Origin of the sequence: Paenibacillus vortex V453 (genome assembly GCF_000193415.1) — a bacterium.
GTDB lineage: Bacteria > Bacillota > Bacilli > Paenibacillales > Paenibacillaceae > Paenibacillus_AQ > Paenibacillus_AQ glucanolyticus.
Map to the genome: position 1 here is coordinate 134,852 of NZ_ADHJ01000025.1, position 16,805 is coordinate 151,656.

Sequence of the window (16,805 nt, forward strand, 5' to 3'; positions counted from 1 at the left end):
GCGAACCTAGCTTTTCTTGTACAACGCAATGTCAAAGATATCGTTCCTGCGCAATACGTTACCAACCAGTCTCCATTTGCTTACATCCGTATCTTGCATGGGATAATTGAATAATGACTTTAATTGGTCTCCGTATCTCATGGCTACTACGACGTGTTCATTCGTCAATGGGTGCAGCTGATCCAGTATTTCGTATTTATTAGAAATCGTAGAACTGAAGATAACATGGGTAATCACATTCATATCATCGAGGAGATCCACCGGTGTATTTTTTAAAGTAATCTTCAATCCGGGGCCCAATTTCTCAGTAACCTTCAATCCGAGTTCAATGGCCTCGTTGTCAATGTCAATACCGACCACTTGAGCTCCCGTACGCTGAGCGATTAACAATGCCGTCATCGGGAACGAGCCGGAGCCAACCAGCAATACACTCGATGCGGAAGTTACCTGGAAGCTGCCGAACTCCTTCTCGATGCATTCTTCAATATTTCTGAAATAATTGGTGATCTCAGCATCTCCCTGTAATAATTTCATCGCACGATATTTCTCCAGAATGGCTACGCATCTCGCAGAGTGCTTTCTCACCTCATCCACAAGATCGTTTATTCCACCCATTCCTTGTTCCTTCAGCAATTCCCAGTTACTGAGGTTGGACTCATCAATGATAAACGCAGAATAATCGTCAATGAGCTGCTCCAATTCCGTACAATGTCCAGCCGAATAATCAAACTGGTCCGCGAAATACTTAAAACTTGAGAGATAATCGGTCACGGACTGCTCAAACCATGCTAATTTCACGATTCCTCACTCCCTCCACATGGTCTGCATCCTGTTCGATGAATGCTATGCCTTGTGCTACAATGCCGACGTTTCCTTCGATTTCCAGTTGAGTCAACCGCTCTTGATCGTAGAAGGCTCTTACTTGAATCGTTCCACCCGGCTGCTGGATGGCAGCCTCCATACTTTTTTGATTCTTCCAGGCTAAGTAAGCCCCTACGGAAGCCGTTCCGGAGCCGCAGCCTCTTTCCCATACTGCGCTATCCAGATCCGACACATAGATCAGCGGAGCCAATTCACTGGTGCGTATGTTGTATAACAGAATGCCCAGCATCTTTGTATCGAGCAAGGGACCGATAAGTTTAACCAGATTTAACATTTTCCTCTTCATTTCAGTATCAATGTCCTCGACTTCAATTACGAAATGGACAAAGTCGCTGTATCTGACAACGATCATGTCGTAAGAGTCACTCCCGTCGTTTAGCACAGTTTGTTCAATTGTTAACGGAAGCGGCATATCCACTTGACACTGATAATCCCCACTGTTTTTTGTTATCCGACAAGTCACCAATCGCTCAACACCGGATACTTGTAAGTGGAGTTCGGTTGTTTCATTTTGATTTAACCCCTGTTCATTTGCTAAATAAGCAGCTAGAGCCATGCAGGCATTACCGCAGAATTCACCTCCAGCCATATGTAGGCGCGCATCCGCATTCTCCTTCCGGAACGGTTCAATAAATCCAACCTGTTCAGCATAAACATTGTCGTAGGACATGATTTTAGCAGCAATGACTTTATAGTCATCGGGAGGAAGCTTGCTCTTAATCAGTACCGTCATATTCTGTGTAGGGTTGCATTTCACAAAATCGATCTTATGCTTCATACCGGGCTCCCTTGATTACAATATGTGATCAGTTGGTTTGTTTATTAATCGTAATAATTACGATTAAGGACAAGTGTAATATAGCATGTCACTATGAGATAGTCAACAGAAATTTCCAAAAAAAACAAGCCGCACTTTCGCGGCTTTACGATTTAGCATTCATTGCAGATCTGATCTCATTGCCTGCTTCCATCTGTTTCCTGAAAACCATGACCATAATCATGGCTGTGATAGTAAGAAACGTGCAGATTGTAAACATGGTAGAGTACGAACTTGTTTGTACAATTATACCCATTAGGAGTCCGCCCAGGGAGAAACCCAGATCATAGGCTGACATGAAAATGCCCATAAGAACATATCTGGAATCAGCAGGTAATACAAATGACAAATATGTGGTTAACATTGGGTACAGCAGTGCTACGGCAAAACCACTGAACACTGCAGAAAGGTACACAAGCGGCCCAATCATCTCTAGCAGAGCGAGCAATTGGGTTCCCAATGAGGCAGAAATAAGTAAACCCGCTATCAGCCAAGTATTCCAGCTTCCGTCAGAAGGGATTTTTTTGCGCAAGCTGAATCTGCACAAAATAACCACAAACCCCTGAATCGTCAAAAATATTCCTGGACTCGCCACCCTTGCCGATACCATATACAGTGGTAGGAAAGTTGCGGTTGCTCCATATACGCATGAAGCAAACAGCATAACCAAACTACTAATCAGCAGTGGTGTGCTGTTCAACATTCCTCTGAATGACCCTGCTATATCTCTGAGTGAATACGATTTATTCTGCACCGTGCTTCGTGGCATGTCCACGTTGTATCCGATCAGGATTGGGAACACCGCTAAACCGATCATCAGTACGGTAAACCAGATTTCGCTTGCGTGCTCCCAAATTTGTATGGCGAGTATAGGGATAACCAGAGAAGGAACCATTGTAAAAAGGGTATACATGGATAACCCCTGCCCCCGGTCTTTATCCTCCAGTTTCTCGACAATGCCAACCTGCATCGTCATAGAAAAAAATGCGGTAGCCGCACCTTGCAGTGCCCGCAGCCACAGATACGATTTCACATCAAAAACAACAAACAGCAGCAGAGTAGTCGCATGCAGAACCAGCAGCCACTTCATCACACGCAGCGGTCCATACTTACCAAGTAGTTGGGCCGCAAAAGGCCTTAGAAGCATACACGTAAACATGTATGCCCCCATTATTAGCCCGATCTCAGCCTGATTCAAGCCGGCTGCTTCACTCCGCAAGGGAAGAATAATCGTCAAGGCCGAATTGGCTGCAAAAAATAAAAAGGCCAGCATATAAAACCGGATAAACGAAAAGGACATGGGGTTTAATTTTCCATTGGCCGCTTCTGAAGAATCCAAAATATCGTTCCTCTCCTTCTTCATTTGGCAGTTAATCACAGAAGTGACTGGCCATTATACAAATCAGGTACCGTTTGCTCGAAAGGGCATAACCGATGCAAGCAATGCTTTCGCATATTCATTCGTTGCATCCGAGAGATGATTCCGTTCTAGCTCCTCCACAATTGTTCCGCGGTACAGGAAGAGTACCCGGTCACAGAGATTCGCCACAGCCTGAAGATCATGCGCTACAAATAGATAGGTCATGTTCATTTCATGCTGCAAAGTGCGCAGCAACTCCAGGATTTGCGCCTGGACGGAGACATCCAGCGAACTGAGCGCTTCATCCAGAACTACGAATTTGGGTTTGGTTGAGATTGCGCGGGCGATACACACCCGCTGTAATTGCCCGCCACTCAGTTCATGAGCATACTTGTGCATCACCGCATGAGGAAGCCCCACCTTCGCGAGCAGGTCATTGACCCGATCATCCAGATCCGCGATATCACCCAGTGCAACCAAGGGTTCAGCTATGATATCCCGCACGATGAATTTGCCATTGACCGAAGACGTATAATCCTGAAAAACAACGCTTATTTTCCCTTTATTCTTCTTCATCCATTGGGAAACAACCATCCCCTCAATCCGAACTTCACCTTGTGTTGGTTTCTCCAATCCAAGAATGAGGCGGCTTAACGTGCTTTTCCCACTTCCACTCTCACCAATCAGACCCAGACATTCACCTTCACGGATCTCAAAATGAATATCTTTCAGAATTTCTGTTGTCTCTTTCCGAAAGAAGCCACCCGATTGGGGATAGCTTTTGGACAGATGATTCACTTCGACCAGCATTACTGCACACCTGCTTCCATGGAGGCTTGAAAAGGATCAGACAGCTTGATTCGGGTCTGGATCAGATATTGTGTAAACTCATGCTGAGGATTCGCAAATACGTCATTCGCCTTTCCTTGCTCGACGCATTCCCCATCCCGCATAACGATAAGATCATCCGCCAAATACTGCACGACACCCAAATCATGCGATATGAAAATGATAGACATACCCATCGTTTCGCGAAGTTGCTTGAATTGCTCAACAATCGCACGCTGGTTAATCGAATCCAGTGCGGTTGTCGGCTCATCGGCGATGATAATGTCAGGCTCCAACATCATGGCAATGGAGATCATTACTCTTTGCAGCATGCCCCCTGATAGTTGATGCGGATACTTTTGCAGCACCTGCTCAGGTTGAAGAATATGAACACGATGCAAGGCATCCGCCGCCAGTTGTCTGGCTTCTATTTTGGGGATCCGAAGGTTCTCTCGAAAGGTCTCCATCATTTGTTTCCCAATCGGTTCCAGCGGGTTAAACGCCGTCATTGCATCCTGTAAAATCATGCAAATGCGCTGACCGCGGATCTTTCGAAGCTCTTCCCCGGTTTGCTGTAATAGATCCTTCCCCTGGTAAAAGGCTGTTCCACTAATTTCAAGCCAGGGAGAGGCCAATCCCAGAATGGCTTTGGTGGATAAGGATTTGCCGCTGCCACTCTCGCCCACAATGCCAAGGCAGGTATTGGACTGCAACGCAAAGCTTAGATTTTGCACAATGGGCAGACCGGTTCTGGAATCAGTGATGGACAGATTTTTTACTTCTAACAAAGACATTCAACCGGCCTCCCTTCTTGTGCATATAACTTTTCGGATTCATCGCCGCGTGCAGGCTGTCTCCCAAAAAGTTGAAAGCAGCCACGACCAGCAAAATCGCCAATCCAGGCGCAAGCATTTGCGTTGGATGTGTAATCATTACATTTTTTGCATCATTCAGCATCATGCCCCACTCCGGCGTAGGTGCCTGTACACCCAGACCAAGGAAGGACAACGCCGATATATTGAGGATGACCCAGCCCGTATCCAGCGTCGCAAAGACAGCGACTTCGCCCGAAACGCCAGGCAGCACATGTTTTCTCATAATATGACCCGTCCCGCATCCCGAGACTTTGGCAAAACGAATATAGTTCTTGTCCGTGTATTGAATAACTGTTGTACGAATCATCCGGGTATACCATGCCCATTTGGCGATAATATTGGCGACGACGACATTTAGCAGGCCTGGACCGAGAATGCCGACAATCGCCAGAATCATCACTTCTGCCGGAAAGGAGAGCATCATGTCACAGATTCGCATAATGACTTCATCCACCTTGCCGCGAAAATAACCCGATATGATGCCCAGCAGGGTTCCGATCGTAATTGTAATCGCGGTTGTAATTACAGCAAACAGGATCGTTGTACGAATGCCATAAAGAAGACGTGACAGATTACAGCGGCCGAGTTGATCTGTACCCAATGGATACTCCAGACTGATCCCTGCATATTTGTTCATAATGTTTAGACTCGTGGGATCATGCGGTGCGAACCAGGGTGCACCAACACCAGCGACGACCACAAGTGCGATCGTAATCATGCATAACACTGCCATTTTATCGGACACCAGGCGCTTCCAGAACATCATGTTACCCCTCCCTTCTTATCCGGGGATCCAGAGCTGAATTCAGAAGATCCACGAGTAGATTACAGACGACAAACATCACACCCATAATCAGAATATAGGCTTGAATAATCGGAAAATCCGAATTAAAAATCGCGGTGACGCACAAACGCCCAATGCCTGGCCATGCATAAATATTTTCCACAATGACCGTACCCGCGATTAACTTCGGGATCGACATGCCCAGCGCCGTAATCGATAATTGAAGAGAATTACGGAACACTTTCCAGATAATCGTCCGTTCCTTCAATCCTCTGACACGAGCGTATAATACGTAGTTTTCGGTTTTGTTTTGCACCATATTGTTGCGAATCAGCCTGACATAGGTAGAGATGAATACCAGGGACAGCGTTACTGCCGGCAGGATAACTGAACTCGCCTGCTCCATGCCACTCGTGGGGAACCAATTCAGCTTGACGGCAAATAACCACATCAGCAGAATGCCAATCCAGAAGCTCGGCATGGCTGTGCCAATAAAGACCCATGCACGCATGAATCGATCCAGGATACTGTTCTCATATATCGCACATAGCACACCAATCAGAATACTTATCGTCAGAATGATAACGAGGGCAACAGCCGATAGCTTTAATGTGGCTGGAAGGGCTCGTGCAATCTGCTCTCCAACCGATTGTTGGTTGACATAACTAATGCCGAAATCCCCCTGAATGCTGCTGCTAATCCAGTCCACGTAACGGGTCAGAAACGGTTTATCCAAACCTAGTGTTTCCCTCATGGCATCCACCATTTCCGGTGTCGGCGTAACTTGATTCACCCGCAGCGCCACTTCAGCCGGATCACTGGTTCGCAAATGGATCAGAATAAATGCTAAAAATGAAATACCGATCAGCACCGGAATAATGGCTAATATTCGTTTTATGACGTACCTGCCCAAGGTGATCCTCCTTTATATTTCATGGATTCACAAGGAAACCCCGCTGCACAACTCCGCGAATGGAAGATGGTGAGCGAGGCTTCCTGACTTTCCTAATGAATTTTCAAAATTCCTGATTACTCTTCGAAGTACATCTTCTCAAACGGAATTTCGTATTGGGAAACGTTAAAGCCCACACCCTGAAGCGCCTTGATATGAACGGCTTTGGTAACCGAATAGGTCAGTGGAATATATACATTTTCATGATGAATATACGTTAGAACCTCTTTGTACATGTTTTGGCGCTGTTCCTCATTCTGCTCGACCATCAGGTCTGTGATCGTATGATCCAGCCACTCTTTTTTCTCCAGCCCCAATTGGGCCTGATAATCTGCGTGGGAGGGAACCCTCCAGGAAGAGACATACGTTTGCGGATCATACGGCAATCCCCAGGAGAGGGAGTACATCAGATCAAATTCGCCCGTTTTCTGACGGTCCAGATAGGCCTGCTTTTCCTCGCCAACAATGTTCAACGCTACCCCAACCTGCTTCAAATCGTTTTGCATCGATTCACTAATGGTCCGCTCCTGTGCATTATCGGAATTGTAATAGATCGTCAGTTCAAGCTTGTTCCCATCCTTGTACCGATAGCCATCCGAGCCCGCAGCCCAGCCAGCCGCCGTAAGCAGATCGCTTGCTTTGTTCATGTCATACTGCACACCTTCAAGGCCCACATCTGCGTACGGAACCGAAGTGGAGAGCAGCGTATCTGCCACTTGTTCCGTCCCGTTCAATATGCCTTCCGCGATGATCTGTTTATTAATGGCATACATCAGCGCTTCACGCACTTGAGGCTCCTGAGTTGCTGAGCGGTTGGTATTAAGAACGATCGCACGTGAGCCAACCGGATGACTGATGACCGTGCTGTACTTCCCTTGATCCGTCAACACTTTGAACGATTCATTGTCCACCATGTCACCGTCCGAACCGAATAACAGGTCTACTTCTCCCTTTTCCAGGGCAAGCAGAATCGTTTGATGGTCAGGCATGACTTTCCACTTAATCGTTTGAATCTGCGGTTTGTCTCCCCAGTAATTTTCATTGACCGTAAATGTCGCGTACTGGTCCTGCTTGTGCTCCGTTAAAATGTATGGCCCTGTTCCGGCATAGCTGCTGACTCCATTCGCAGTTGTACCGTCAATAAAGCTTTTTGGTGAGATGAAGCGAAACGGACGAGTTAACCCCAATTCCTCCAATGTCGGGTAATACGGATGTTTCAGTACAATCTGGAACGTGGCGTCATCGATCACTTTCGTCTCCTTGATCTCGGCGACCAGATTCAGCCATGAGTTCTTCTCGACATTTTCCAAAACTGCATCGATATTCAGCTTCACGGCTTCGGCATTAAACGGCTCTCCGTCCGAAAACTGAACACCTTTATGTAAATAGAAGGTATACGTTGTGCCATCTTCTGATATATCCCACTTCTCTGCGAGTGCAGGCTTAATGCCTTCCGGCGTATTGATCACAAGGGATTCAAATACCATATTCTGTGCCGGCATCTCTCCCGCGTATAGATGGGGATTGATATCCCGGATATCCTTGGTGCTGGCAAAGACTAATTCCGCGTTGGAAGCTTTGGCGGTTTGTTGCGCATTTCCTGCTTCTGTGCCGGATGAACAAGCTGATAATAGAAGCACTATTGAAAGAGATAGTAACAGAGTAAGTGTGTAATGCTTGCGTGATGTATGCATGATTTCCTTCCTTTTCCTATCAAGTAGATAATTCTAAAGTGTTTTATTTAAGAAGTAACCCTTCAATTGTGGAATCGACAATAACCGTAATGCAAGGTACTCTTTTCGCACTGCTTGATCTTTAGGTACATAGGTTTGTTTGGCCCTCCTGAAAATGAAATGTTTATTATTCGTAAATATTACGATTAACTGGTACAACTTTATCCCGACAACCTGTCTTTGTCAAGAGCTTTTCTGAAAATCGTAATAATTATGATTAGTGATAACGCATAACAATAACGGTTAGCCCTATATGTTCTTGTCGTCTTTCTGTTGGTTCCCTCCCTCCTCTTTCATAACTAAAAAACCACTGAATCATTTTGATCAGTGGTTTTAACAGATATAACGTTGCGATAGAGGCTGCTTTCATTCAAATGCACTTCATGGATAGTAGAGAATTTCTTTACTAGATCACTTTAGTCAACTTGATGTCCATCCATGGTACCCAATTCGTACCGTCGCTTGATAGCTCCCAACTACCTGTTAAGATGTTACTATCTTCGCTAAACATTCCTGTGAATCGCTCCGACTCCCCCCAAATTTTCCAATCACGGTCGAGTAGGTTCGCTTGGTATGCATTGAAATTACCTTGGTTGTCATATGAGTGTGTCGTGTAGTTCTGACTGGAAGCATCATAGCCAATGATCTCAATAGCCTTGACCTTATCTTTTCCCATATAGCCATCGACATGATGAATGAGAAAATAACCCCCGGGTAGCCATTCGTAGGTATCTACTGCTTTCAACAGATCAGCTGCCCCGGATGGACTGGCTTTAATCACACCCTCTGTATTCCATTTCCCTACGAAGACATTCAAGCGTTCCATTGCAGGATGGGGTTTAGACGGATTGTGTGAAGTAAGGGCATTATCATTCTCTGGTTCACGGATATTGTTTGTTGCCATCTTGATTTCTCCTTTCATGAGAACTGCGTCTATCCTAGCATGTAACAAACGTTATGCTTTCTTATGAATTGCTCCTTTTATCCTCCATTTCAACAATGTGATGTAACATAGCCATCTCTTCCGATTCACTGTCCTCTTAATAGAAGTTGCCTCTCATGATGATTCGATGAAAATCCTATAAAATTCTGTATTGACAATTGTTTACACATAACCTACAATAAAAAATGTAAGCAAGCACTTGCATTAAGGGAGGGGTGTCTCATGAGTGCTAATCCGACTACAAGCGAAAAGATATTGCTGGCAACCATGGACCTCATGGCAGAAAAAGGCTATGACAGCACAACAACCAAAGAAATCGCGCTAGCTGCTGGAGTGAACGAGGTCACTTTATTTCGGCATTTTGGGACGAAAGAAAAACTGCTTGAGGCCGCCTTCAGCCGGTTCCACTATGGCAATGAGATGACCAGGCTTTTTAACGAGGGTCTTATAGGAAATCTGCATGAGGATCTGCTTACAGTGAGTCGAACGTATCATAACATCATGAACCGAAACAGAAAGCTAATATCAATCGCGCTAAAAGGGAGTAGTACTCTACCCGACTCTGTTCTACAAGAGGCTTCGCGCAATCCGAAGCACTTAAAAAATTTGCTCGCTGATTATCTAACTACAATGTCATCAGAAGGCAAAGTGGTCTCCACAAATCCTGAAATTCAAGCTTTATCGTTCATGTGGATGAATTACGGGGCTTTCATCAGTAGACTACATGCTAAAGAAGCGGTCTCGGAAGATACGCTTGAGGAATTTATTGAAGAAAGTGTAAGTGTATTTACTAAGGCACTTAGCCCTTAGCTATTATTTCACTAAGAACAGCTCCGAAGGAGCTTTTCTTATAACATAAATGAAAGTATGTGCTTGCTTTCATATATGAAAGCATTTATATATATTAAATTTAACAATAGAAAGGTGAGATTCTGAATGATTACACCGTCTTTTCCCTACGAAAAAAGGCGTCAACGCGTACTGGGTCTAGAAATGGCTTACGTTGACGAAGGAAGTGGAGATCCGATTGTCTTCCTGCACGGCAACCCTACCTCCTCTTATCTCTGGCGTGAAATTCTTCCTTATGCCCAAGATTTTGGTCGTTGCATTGCTCCTGATCTCATAGGTATGGGGGATTCCGAGAAAATTCCCCATAGTGGTACCGACTCTTACACCTTTGTAGAGAATCGTCGCTATCTCGATGCCCTGTTGGATCAGATTGGTGTTCACGAACGGGTTACTTTTGTGGTGCACGATTGGGGGTCGGCCCTGGGATTTGATTGGGCTTACCGCCATCCGGAGGCTGTTAAAGGAATCGCCTACATGGAGGGAATCATACAACCTCGTAGTTGGAGCGATCTTCCGGAACGGGGACGGAAAATTTTTCAGGCCTTACGATCGGAGGAAGGTGAACAGATGGTGTTGGAACACAATTCTTTCATCGAGACTAACCTCCCAATCGGCATTCTTCGTAAGTTGACCGAGGAAGAGATGAATGAATATCGTCGGCCATTCTCGCTGCCTGGTGAAGGCCGCCGCCCGACGTTAACCTGGCCGCGACAACTTCCGTTTGATGGAGATCCCGCTGATGTGACGGAGATTGTAACCACGTACGGAGAGTGGTTGGTACAGAGCTCGGTCCCGAAACTCTTCATCAACTGTGATCCAGGCACTATGCCGGTATCTCATGTTGAGTTCTGCCGTACCTGGTCAATGCAAACGGAGATCACCGTCCGTGGACTTCATTATCCTCAGGAAGATTCGCCTCATGAAATTGGCGAAGCACTTGCTGCCTGGTTAACGAATCTAACATAGTCGTTAAAGACCTTTTAGGTATGGATTAATATTAAAAACAAGTAAGCAATTATTCTAGCAGATGCTCGTGCCTACTGCCATATAAACATGGACCGGTTCTATCACACTTATCTGACCGGCAATCGGTCCATGTTCTTGTCTCATCATTTCCGATAAAACTTTACTTCCGGGTATGCAGTACTCGACCCGTTCAACAACGCACCTTCCATTCGCTTCAAGTGCTTGAATTCTATCATTCAAGCAGGCTGCATTAAACGCCGGAGCACCAGTTAAGATCGCCTGTTTATGAATACAGTTACCATCAGGTACAAGAACACGCCGTGTAAGAGCAAACCACCGGCAAAAAATACAGATGCCAGAAAAGATTCATTGTGCATGAACAGGTAGGGAATCTTAGCAGGCCAATACGTTGGAAGCCAGGCGCCTACCACCTGCCAGGCTCCAGGCACGAAATGGGCCACCACTGGGCCAGCTATGAACAGCCCCCCTAATTTAGACAAGGCCAACCCTTCCACCTTGTTTGTTGAGAAGGCGGCAAGAAACAGCGAAAACATGGGTGCTTCCAACGCCAGCAACAGCAACACAAATACATTGTATGAACGGACTTCTGACAAATTGGAAAAAAACAAATACACAAAAGATAGGACGGTGCACAACAGAAAAGGAAGAGCCATTCTATAAAACAAATAGCCTTTACTCGTTAAAGGTGTAACCGCATAATAAGCAATCATATTCTCGTCCCGCTCGTCGAGCATAAGCAATCCTGTAAGCATTCCCGTCAGCATTGGGATCGTAACAACCAATAACGATGCAGCAAAACCACGGTACAGCTCCAAGTGAAAGGAATAGTTTACCTCAAGCCAATCAACGGCAACAGGAAAGCCGAATCTCGATAGAAACAGGATCGCTAACGGTCCGATCAACGCTGCCATCAGAACAGGATCCTTCCAAGCATGCCGAAGATCCTTCATAATGAGGAATTTATATTTCTCCATGTACGGCCCCTCCCTCGCCTATCCGCATCAGCACATGTCGAGTATAGGAACGGTATGCCCAGAAGTAAGCAGCAATGTTCCAGAGCGATAAAAGACATACGGAGAATAGAACACTGCCAGCAGATAAGCCGTCACCAGGGGAAACAAGTAAGCGGAGTGTTCCTTCAGTCGGAAGGAACATAAACAGGTCAGTATGCCACAATTGAAGGAAACCAAACAAGGGAAGCACGAGTGGTATCGCGTAGACTTGTGCCATCAGAATAAAGCCGTTAATGGTCCGCTGGCGTGCCGCAATCCCAATCGACAACAAGGTCATGAAGGTTGAGGTTAAGACAATACCTGTAGAAAAAGCAAACGGTGAATCGGGAATGGTACCGGTTGCCATATGAATGACCCATCCTGCCGCAAGAGATAACAGCGACAGCGAGAATGCTTTTGCCAGTAAATAATCCCGTAAGTGCACCGGCGCTACAAACAGCGGGTCGTGAACGCCTTGATCTCTCTCCAGCAGGACCATACCACCTGCCATGATAAGTCCCAGGGCAGCCGGATCGCTGAAGGTTAGCACGATGGCGGTTATCTCCTGATATGTCTCAGGAACGAATCGAAGCAGAATCCAGTAACAGATACAGACGAATATATAAACGTAATAAAAGCCATGGCGCCACTGGAAACGTAGATCAAAAAGAAAAAGGGTTAGCCCTCTCATGAAAGCTGCCTCCCTGTCACCTCAATAAAAATTTGTTCAAGGGATGCTTCTTGCGAATGAATAGTCTCAGGTGGGAACTCCTGTATAAGCCTCAGAAATCGGTCATTCCGACCCATATCATCTAGAGGAAATGTAGCCTCTTCTAACTCACTGTCCTTCCGGTATTCAACTCGCACCAGCCTTCTTCCATTCCGGAGTTTCAATTCCCTTGGCGAATCAACCAACTTGATCTCGCCGTCGACGATAAATGCAACCCGATCGCACAACTCTTCTGCTGCTTGCATATTGTGCGTTGTTATGAGAACCGTCTTTCCTGCCGCTTTTTTCGCGAGGATCAATTCCTTTATTCGTTTCGCATTCACGGGGTCCAATCCGGAGGTAGGCTCATCCAGAAAGAGGATATCCGGATCATGCATTAACGCCCTGCAGAAATTCAGCCTCATCTTCATCCCTTTGGAAAGGTGTGAAACCATCATATTGGCTGCATCTGACAAATCAACTTGTTCAAGCAATCTCAATGGATCTTCCGTATTCCCCTTGTAAAGAGATCGAAAAAGTTTTAAATTTTCGAGAACCGAAAATTTGTTGTAGAAGTTAGGAAATTCAAAGGCTACACCGATTCGCTCGTAATATTCCGGACCGATTTCCTTAATTTCGTTTCCCATTACCTTTATGCTCCCACGATATCCCTTCAGAACACCGATCAGCAGCTTCTGCGTTGTGCTTTTACCTGCACCAGACGGGCCGAGAAATCCAAAGATTTCTCCAGACCGTATGACAAAATCAAGTCCCTGCAGGGTCGGCTCTTTACGATTGGGATAAGTGAAATGAAGCCCGCTTACTTCGATCACAATCCCTCACCTCCTTGTGCCCCTTTGGACACTGCGAGCATACCGGCAGATAATAGCTCTACCAATAGTTCGATCGTAGCTGTAAATGGTGCTTCTCCAATCTCTTTTCTGTGCAGCGTAAGAAACGCCAAGGATCTGATCATGCCCACGATGGATTCGGGTGCCGTACCGTTCAAAATGCCGGCTTTCTGCCAAGCTGCAATCACTGGCAGGAGCGCATCCTGATCCTCGGTAAAGTTACGGTCCAGCAGTTCCTTCGGTAATTTCCTGAACAACAGCTCCATCTCCCCCCGATCCATCATCTGTCGAAGCAGCGGGCTCTCATCCATCATCCTTAATGAATACAAGAGAAACCGTTTGATGCTATCCTGGCTGCTGACCTGTTCCGGAGGAAATAAGTTTAGAACCGCACTGCGGATTCGATCCTCCTCTTCCAGAATCAGTTCATAATACAATTCCTCTTTCGATCCGAAGAACATGTAAAATGAGCCTTGGGCAATGCCGACCGCCTTCGTTAATTCTTCAACACTCGTTTTACGGAGACCAGACTTTTCGAAATGCTGACGTGCCTCCACCAGCAGTTTTTCTCGAATCCACTTACGTTCTTCGTCAGAGAATTTTTTTGGCATATCGTATTTCACATCCTTAATCAGCATAGGAATGATTCTGTGATTAATTTTATTTTATATTCATAAAATACGCCCTCTTTTTCCCATTTGTCAATATATTTGTTGTTTGGAGGTCATTAAGTTACAATAACTGGAGATTATCTTCTTTAAGGAGGGGGGCTCTATGCATCATTTTAATGAGATATTCGTTCAATTGTTAATTCTACTAGCGGTTTCGATGGGGGTTATCGCGTTAGCCAAAAAAATGAATCAGCCCTACTCTATTGCTCTTGTTATCGTAGGTCTGCTGCTTGGATTGATCCACGTGCCGGTGCTGGATGAAGCCGAATCTTTCATCACCCAATCGAATGTGTTTCAAGCGATCATTATTTCCCTGTTCCTGCCAATCCTTCTCGGGGATGCTACGCTAAAGCTTCCATTCTCGCATCTTCGTGAACAAGGCAAGCCGGTGCTTGCCCTTGCTTTTGGCGGCACCTTGCTCTCTTTCCTTCTTATTGCTCTTGCCATGTACGGGCTTATGGGATTACCTTTAGTCGTTGCATTTACCTTTGCGGCTTTAATGAGCGCCACAGATCCGATCAGTGTCATCTCCATCTTCAAGTCTTTAGGCGTACCGAAGAAAATCGTGACGATTATTGAAGGGGAATCGTTGTTTAATGACGGAATTGCCGTTGTGTTGTTTCAGATCTCCTCCGTTTATTTACTTACATATATGGAAATGGGCTGGGCGGGAGCAGGCAGCGGCCTATTGCTCTTTCTCAAGTTCAGTGTCGGCGGTATCGCAGTTGGAGGCTTGCTTGGGTATCTATTCTCACAGCTCATTCGCTTCTATGACGATTATCCGTTGGAGATTGCGTTCTCAATGCTCCTCTTCTTCGGAAGTTTCTTTATCGCCGAGCATTTCCATGTATCCGGTGTGATTGCCGTCGTCGTGGGCGGCTTGATTTTCGGCAGTTACGGAGCGCGCATCGGGATGTCGGAGACGACCAAGATGAACATTAATTCGTTCTGGGACGTCATCACGTTGATTGCAAATTCATTGATATTCCTGATGATCGGTCTCGAAATCAAACATATTAACTTCGCAGACAAATGGGCGTTAATCGGTGCCGCCATTCTGATCGTTCTCATCGGTAGGACTGTGGCCGTCTACGCGAGCCTGTACTTCCTGAGACCCTTCCCTTCATCATGGAAGATGGTTTTGAATTGGGGAGGGTTAAAGGGCAGCTTATCCATCGCACTCGCCTTAAGTTTGCCTTCAACCTTCGCCGGCCGCGACGATATACTCGTGCTCACGTTTAGTGTTGTCCTTTTCTCACTTCTCGTGCAGGGGTTAACCATCAAACCATTGGTTAAGAAGTTTGGATTAGCTAACCCCGTGAAGGAAAAAGACGGTACGGATATGTAAGTAACCTTCGTGTAATCAAATAATAACTTGAAACGAGTATATACAAAACAAAGATTGAATTCTACCTCAACCCATGAATGACATTCATTGCCCATGGCAGACTGTTTACTTTTAGCTTATTTTAGCATAATATTTATTACAATAAATTTTATACGCATTACGCTTAATCCTCTATGAGGAACGGGGGAACCAACAAAAGCTGCTTAAGCTTTAGGGGTGAATTCTTTCTGATGAAGAAGGAACGGGAACTCTCAATCCCGAATCCGACAGCTAACCTCGTCAGCGTCTTGGGAGAGAACACTCTTCTACTTTGACTTGTCCAAAATTCGTACAGCCAAGGTCTGGAAGCAGATATATCTCTGCAACCAGGCCTTTTTAATTTAAGCTAATGTGGTAATTACCGTCTACTGAAGAATAAGAAAGGAATGATTTATCTGTTGAACAACGAAAAAATACTGGTATGCGTGTATTATGGTCCGAACGGCGAACGCCTCATCCGCCGAGGCGGTGAATTAGCCAATCTGCTTCAGTGTCCCCTGTTTGTGTTGAGCGTTATACCCTTACGTGAGAATGAGCTTGATCAGACACAAGAAAGGTATATGGCTGAGTGGCAAATGAAATGCGACGAATATGGGGCAACCTTTATCGTCAAACCAAACAAAGATCGCAAGGCTTCCGAAATCATAGCAGAAACTGCCAAGAACCTTCATATTACCCAACTCATCATCGGGCAGTCTGGACAAACACGATGGCAAGAAATTACGCGCGGGTCGTTTGTCAACGAACTCCTAAACCAGATTGGCGAAACGGATCTGCACATCGTGGCAGTTCAGAGGATGGATGAACAAATTACTGACACCCATGAACGAGGGATTCGAGTCGCCGTTTTCAAAGAGGGTCCTCATTATATAATCGGTAATAAGGAATCCGGGGGCAACCCTGTAGCCAGCGGACTATTTTTCAAAGAGTTGAATACCGATTTTGACACCGGTTTGCTAAAAATAAAAACAGATCAAGAAGTCCAATATCTAAAAATAAGTCACGGAAAAGTAATAGACTCGTCTTTATTCCAAAACAGAGAAATGTATGCCAAGGACGAAGATTAATAAGAAATGGGAGTGGAATTTGTGAGAAGACCCTCTATAAATTCAAACGATCGAAATACACAACATTCCGCTCCTGGCAAAATGGAGTTGTTCATCAACAAGCTTAAGAAAAAGATGA

Annotated in this window: 17 protein-coding genes and 1 riboswitch; of the genes, 4 read left to right on the top strand and 13 right to left on the bottom strand. The window is 45.5% G+C overall.

The window, feature by feature from the left end:
* Window positions 1-6: 6 nt before the first annotated feature.
* The 9 genes from PVOR_RS15480 to PVOR_RS15520 form a co-directional block, all read right to left on the bottom strand.
* Window positions 7-798 (bottom strand): hypothetical protein, encoded by a 792-nt coding sequence (locus PVOR_RS15480; protein WP_006210266.1) that lies wholly within the window; start codon window positions 796-798, stop codon window positions 7-9.
* Entirely contained in the window at window positions 779-1,660 is an 882-nt protein-coding gene (locus PVOR_RS15485) for a hypothetical protein (RefSeq protein WP_006210267.1), read from the bottom strand. The genes PVOR_RS15480 and PVOR_RS15485 overlap by 20 nt, the downstream gene beginning before the upstream one ends.
* A 145-nt stretch (window positions 1,661-1,805) precedes the next feature.
* On the bottom strand, window positions 1,806-3,038 hold the full coding sequence (cntE, locus tag PVOR_RS15490) for a staphylopine family metallophore export MFS transporter CntE (protein WP_006210268.1): 1,233 nt from the start codon (window positions 3,036-3,038) through the stop codon (window positions 1,806-1,808).
* 63 nt (window positions 3,039-3,101) lie between these two features.
* On the bottom strand, window positions 3,102-3,869 hold the full coding sequence (locus PVOR_RS15495; protein WP_006210269.1) for an ABC transporter ATP-binding protein: 768 nt from the start codon (window positions 3,867-3,869) through the stop codon (window positions 3,102-3,104).
* The gene (locus PVOR_RS15500; RefSeq protein WP_006210270.1) at window positions 3,869-4,681 is read right to left on the bottom strand and encodes an ABC transporter ATP-binding protein; all 813 of its coding nucleotides are present in this window, start codon (window positions 4,679-4,681) and stop codon (window positions 3,869-3,871) included. The genes PVOR_RS15495 and PVOR_RS15500 overlap by 1 nt, the downstream gene beginning before the upstream one ends.
* Complete coding sequence (gene opp1C, locus PVOR_RS15505; RefSeq protein ID WP_036638912.1) at window positions 4,644-5,528, bottom strand: nickel/cobalt ABC transporter permease; 885 nt, start codon at window positions 5,526-5,528, stop codon at window positions 4,644-4,646. The genes PVOR_RS15500 and opp1C overlap by 38 nt, the downstream gene beginning before the upstream one ends.
* A 1-nt stretch (window position 5,529) precedes the next feature.
* Entirely contained in the window at window positions 5,530-6,459 is a 930-nt protein-coding gene (gene opp1B, locus PVOR_RS15510; RefSeq protein WP_006210272.1) for a nickel/cobalt ABC transporter permease, read from the bottom strand.
* A 116-nt stretch (window positions 6,460-6,575) separates the two neighbouring features.
* Window positions 6,576-8,192: a nickel ABC transporter substrate-binding protein gene (gene nikA, locus PVOR_RS15515; RefSeq protein ID WP_006210273.1), complete on the bottom strand. Its 1,617-nt coding sequence runs from the start codon at window positions 8,190-8,192 to the stop codon at window positions 6,576-6,578.
* Window positions 8,193-8,637: 445 nt separating this feature from the next.
* Window positions 8,638-9,135: a DUF1579 family protein gene (locus PVOR_RS15520; protein WP_006210274.1), complete on the bottom strand. Its 498-nt coding sequence runs from the start codon at window positions 9,133-9,135 to the stop codon at window positions 8,638-8,640.
* A 261-nt stretch (window positions 9,136-9,396) separates the two neighbouring features.
* Here PVOR_RS15520 and PVOR_RS15525 point away from each other — a divergent pair, with 261 nt between their 5' ends.
* Together PVOR_RS15525 and PVOR_RS15530 are read left to right on the top strand one after the other, a co-directional pair.
* On the top strand, window positions 9,397-9,984 hold the full coding sequence (locus PVOR_RS15525; RefSeq protein ID WP_006210275.1) for a TetR/AcrR family transcriptional regulator: 588 nt from the start codon (window positions 9,397-9,399) through the stop codon (window positions 9,982-9,984).
* A gap of 126 nt (window positions 9,985-10,110) precedes the next feature.
* On the top strand, window positions 10,111-10,989 hold the full coding sequence (locus PVOR_RS15530) for a haloalkane dehalogenase (RefSeq protein ID WP_006210276.1): 879 nt from the start codon (window positions 10,111-10,113) through the stop codon (window positions 10,987-10,989).
* A gap of 269 nt (window positions 10,990-11,258) precedes the next feature.
* Here PVOR_RS15530 and PVOR_RS15535 read toward each other — a convergent pair whose 3' ends face one another.
* The 4 genes from PVOR_RS15535 to PVOR_RS15550 are packed head-to-tail and all read right to left on the bottom strand — an operon-like array spanning window position 11,259 to window position 14,173.
* Complete coding sequence (locus PVOR_RS15535; RefSeq protein ID WP_006210277.1) at window positions 11,259-11,984, bottom strand: hypothetical protein; 726 nt, start codon at window positions 11,982-11,984, stop codon at window positions 11,259-11,261.
* Window positions 11,971-12,693, bottom strand: a complete 723-nt coding sequence (locus tag PVOR_RS15540; protein WP_006210278.1) for a fluoroquinolone export ABC transporter permease subunit — start codon at window positions 12,691-12,693, stop codon at window positions 11,971-11,973. The genes PVOR_RS15535 and PVOR_RS15540 overlap by 14 nt, the downstream gene beginning before the upstream one ends.
* A complete protein-coding gene (locus PVOR_RS15545) occupies window positions 12,690-13,544 on the bottom strand; it encodes an ABC transporter ATP-binding protein (RefSeq protein WP_006210279.1) in 855 nt (284 codons plus the stop codon). The genes PVOR_RS15540 and PVOR_RS15545 overlap by 4 nt, the downstream gene beginning before the upstream one ends.
* A complete protein-coding gene (locus PVOR_RS15550; protein WP_006210280.1) occupies window positions 13,541-14,173 on the bottom strand; it encodes a TetR/AcrR family transcriptional regulator in 633 nt (210 codons plus the stop codon). Before PVOR_RS15550 ends, PVOR_RS15545 begins: the two co-directional genes overlap by 4 nt.
* A 163-nt stretch (window positions 14,174-14,336) precedes the next feature.
* On the opposite strand from PVOR_RS15550, the gene PVOR_RS15555 reads away from it, so the two are divergent.
* Window positions 14,337-15,581, top strand: coding sequence for a cation:proton antiporter (locus tag PVOR_RS15555; protein WP_006210281.1), 1,245 nt, complete (start codon window positions 14,337-14,339; stop codon window positions 15,579-15,581).
* A gap of 150 nt (window positions 15,582-15,731) precedes the next feature.
* Window positions 15,732-15,882: riboswitch (cyclic di-AMP (ydaO/yuaA leader) on the top strand.
* A gap of 136 nt (window positions 15,883-16,018) precedes the next feature.
* A complete protein-coding gene (locus PVOR_RS15560; RefSeq protein WP_234972960.1) occupies window positions 16,019-16,687 on the top strand; it encodes a universal stress protein in 669 nt (222 codons plus the stop codon).
* The last annotated feature ends 118 nt before the right edge of the window (window positions 16,688-16,805 follow it).

Coding starts and splice junctions, on each gene's coding strand:
- PVOR_RS15485 (WP_006210267.1), bottom strand. CDS start 1,660: ATGAAGCATAAGATCGATTTTGTGAAATGCAACCCTACACAGAATATG.
- PVOR_RS15495 (WP_006210269.1), bottom strand. CDS start 3,869: ATGCTGGTCGAAGTGAATCATCTGTCCAAAAGCTATCCCCAATCGGGT.
- PVOR_RS15500 (WP_006210270.1), bottom strand. CDS start 4,681: ATGTCTTTGTTAGAAGTAAAAAATCTGTCCATCACTGATTCCAGAACC.
- opp1C (WP_036638912.1), bottom strand. CDS start 5,528: ATGATGTTCTGGAAGCGCCTGGTGTCCGATAAAATGGCAGTGTTATGC.
- nikA (WP_006210273.1), bottom strand. CDS start 8,192: ATGCATACATCACGCAAGCATTACACACTTACTCTGTTACTATCTCTT.
- PVOR_RS15520 (WP_006210274.1), bottom strand. CDS start 9,135: ATGGCAACAAACAATATCCGTGAACCAGAGAATGATAATGCCCTTACT.
- PVOR_RS15525 (WP_006210275.1), top strand. CDS start 9,397: ATGAGTGCTAATCCGACTACAAGCGAAAAGATATTGCTGGCAACCATG.
- PVOR_RS15530 (WP_006210276.1), top strand. CDS start 10,111: ATGATTACACCGTCTTTTCCCTACGAAAAAAGGCGTCAACGCGTACTG.
- PVOR_RS15535 (WP_006210277.1), bottom strand. CDS start 11,984: ATGGAGAAATATAAATTCCTCATTATGAAGGATCTTCGGCATGCTTGG.
- PVOR_RS15540 (WP_006210278.1), bottom strand. CDS start 12,693: ATGAGAGGGCTAACCCTTTTTCTTTTTGATCTACGTTTCCAGTGGCGC.
- PVOR_RS15550 (WP_006210280.1), bottom strand. CDS start 14,173: ATGCCAAAAAAATTCTCTGACGAAGAACGTAAGTGGATTCGAGAAAAA.
- PVOR_RS15555 (WP_006210281.1), top strand. CDS start 14,337: ATGCATCATTTTAATGAGATATTCGTTCAATTGTTAATTCTACTAGCG.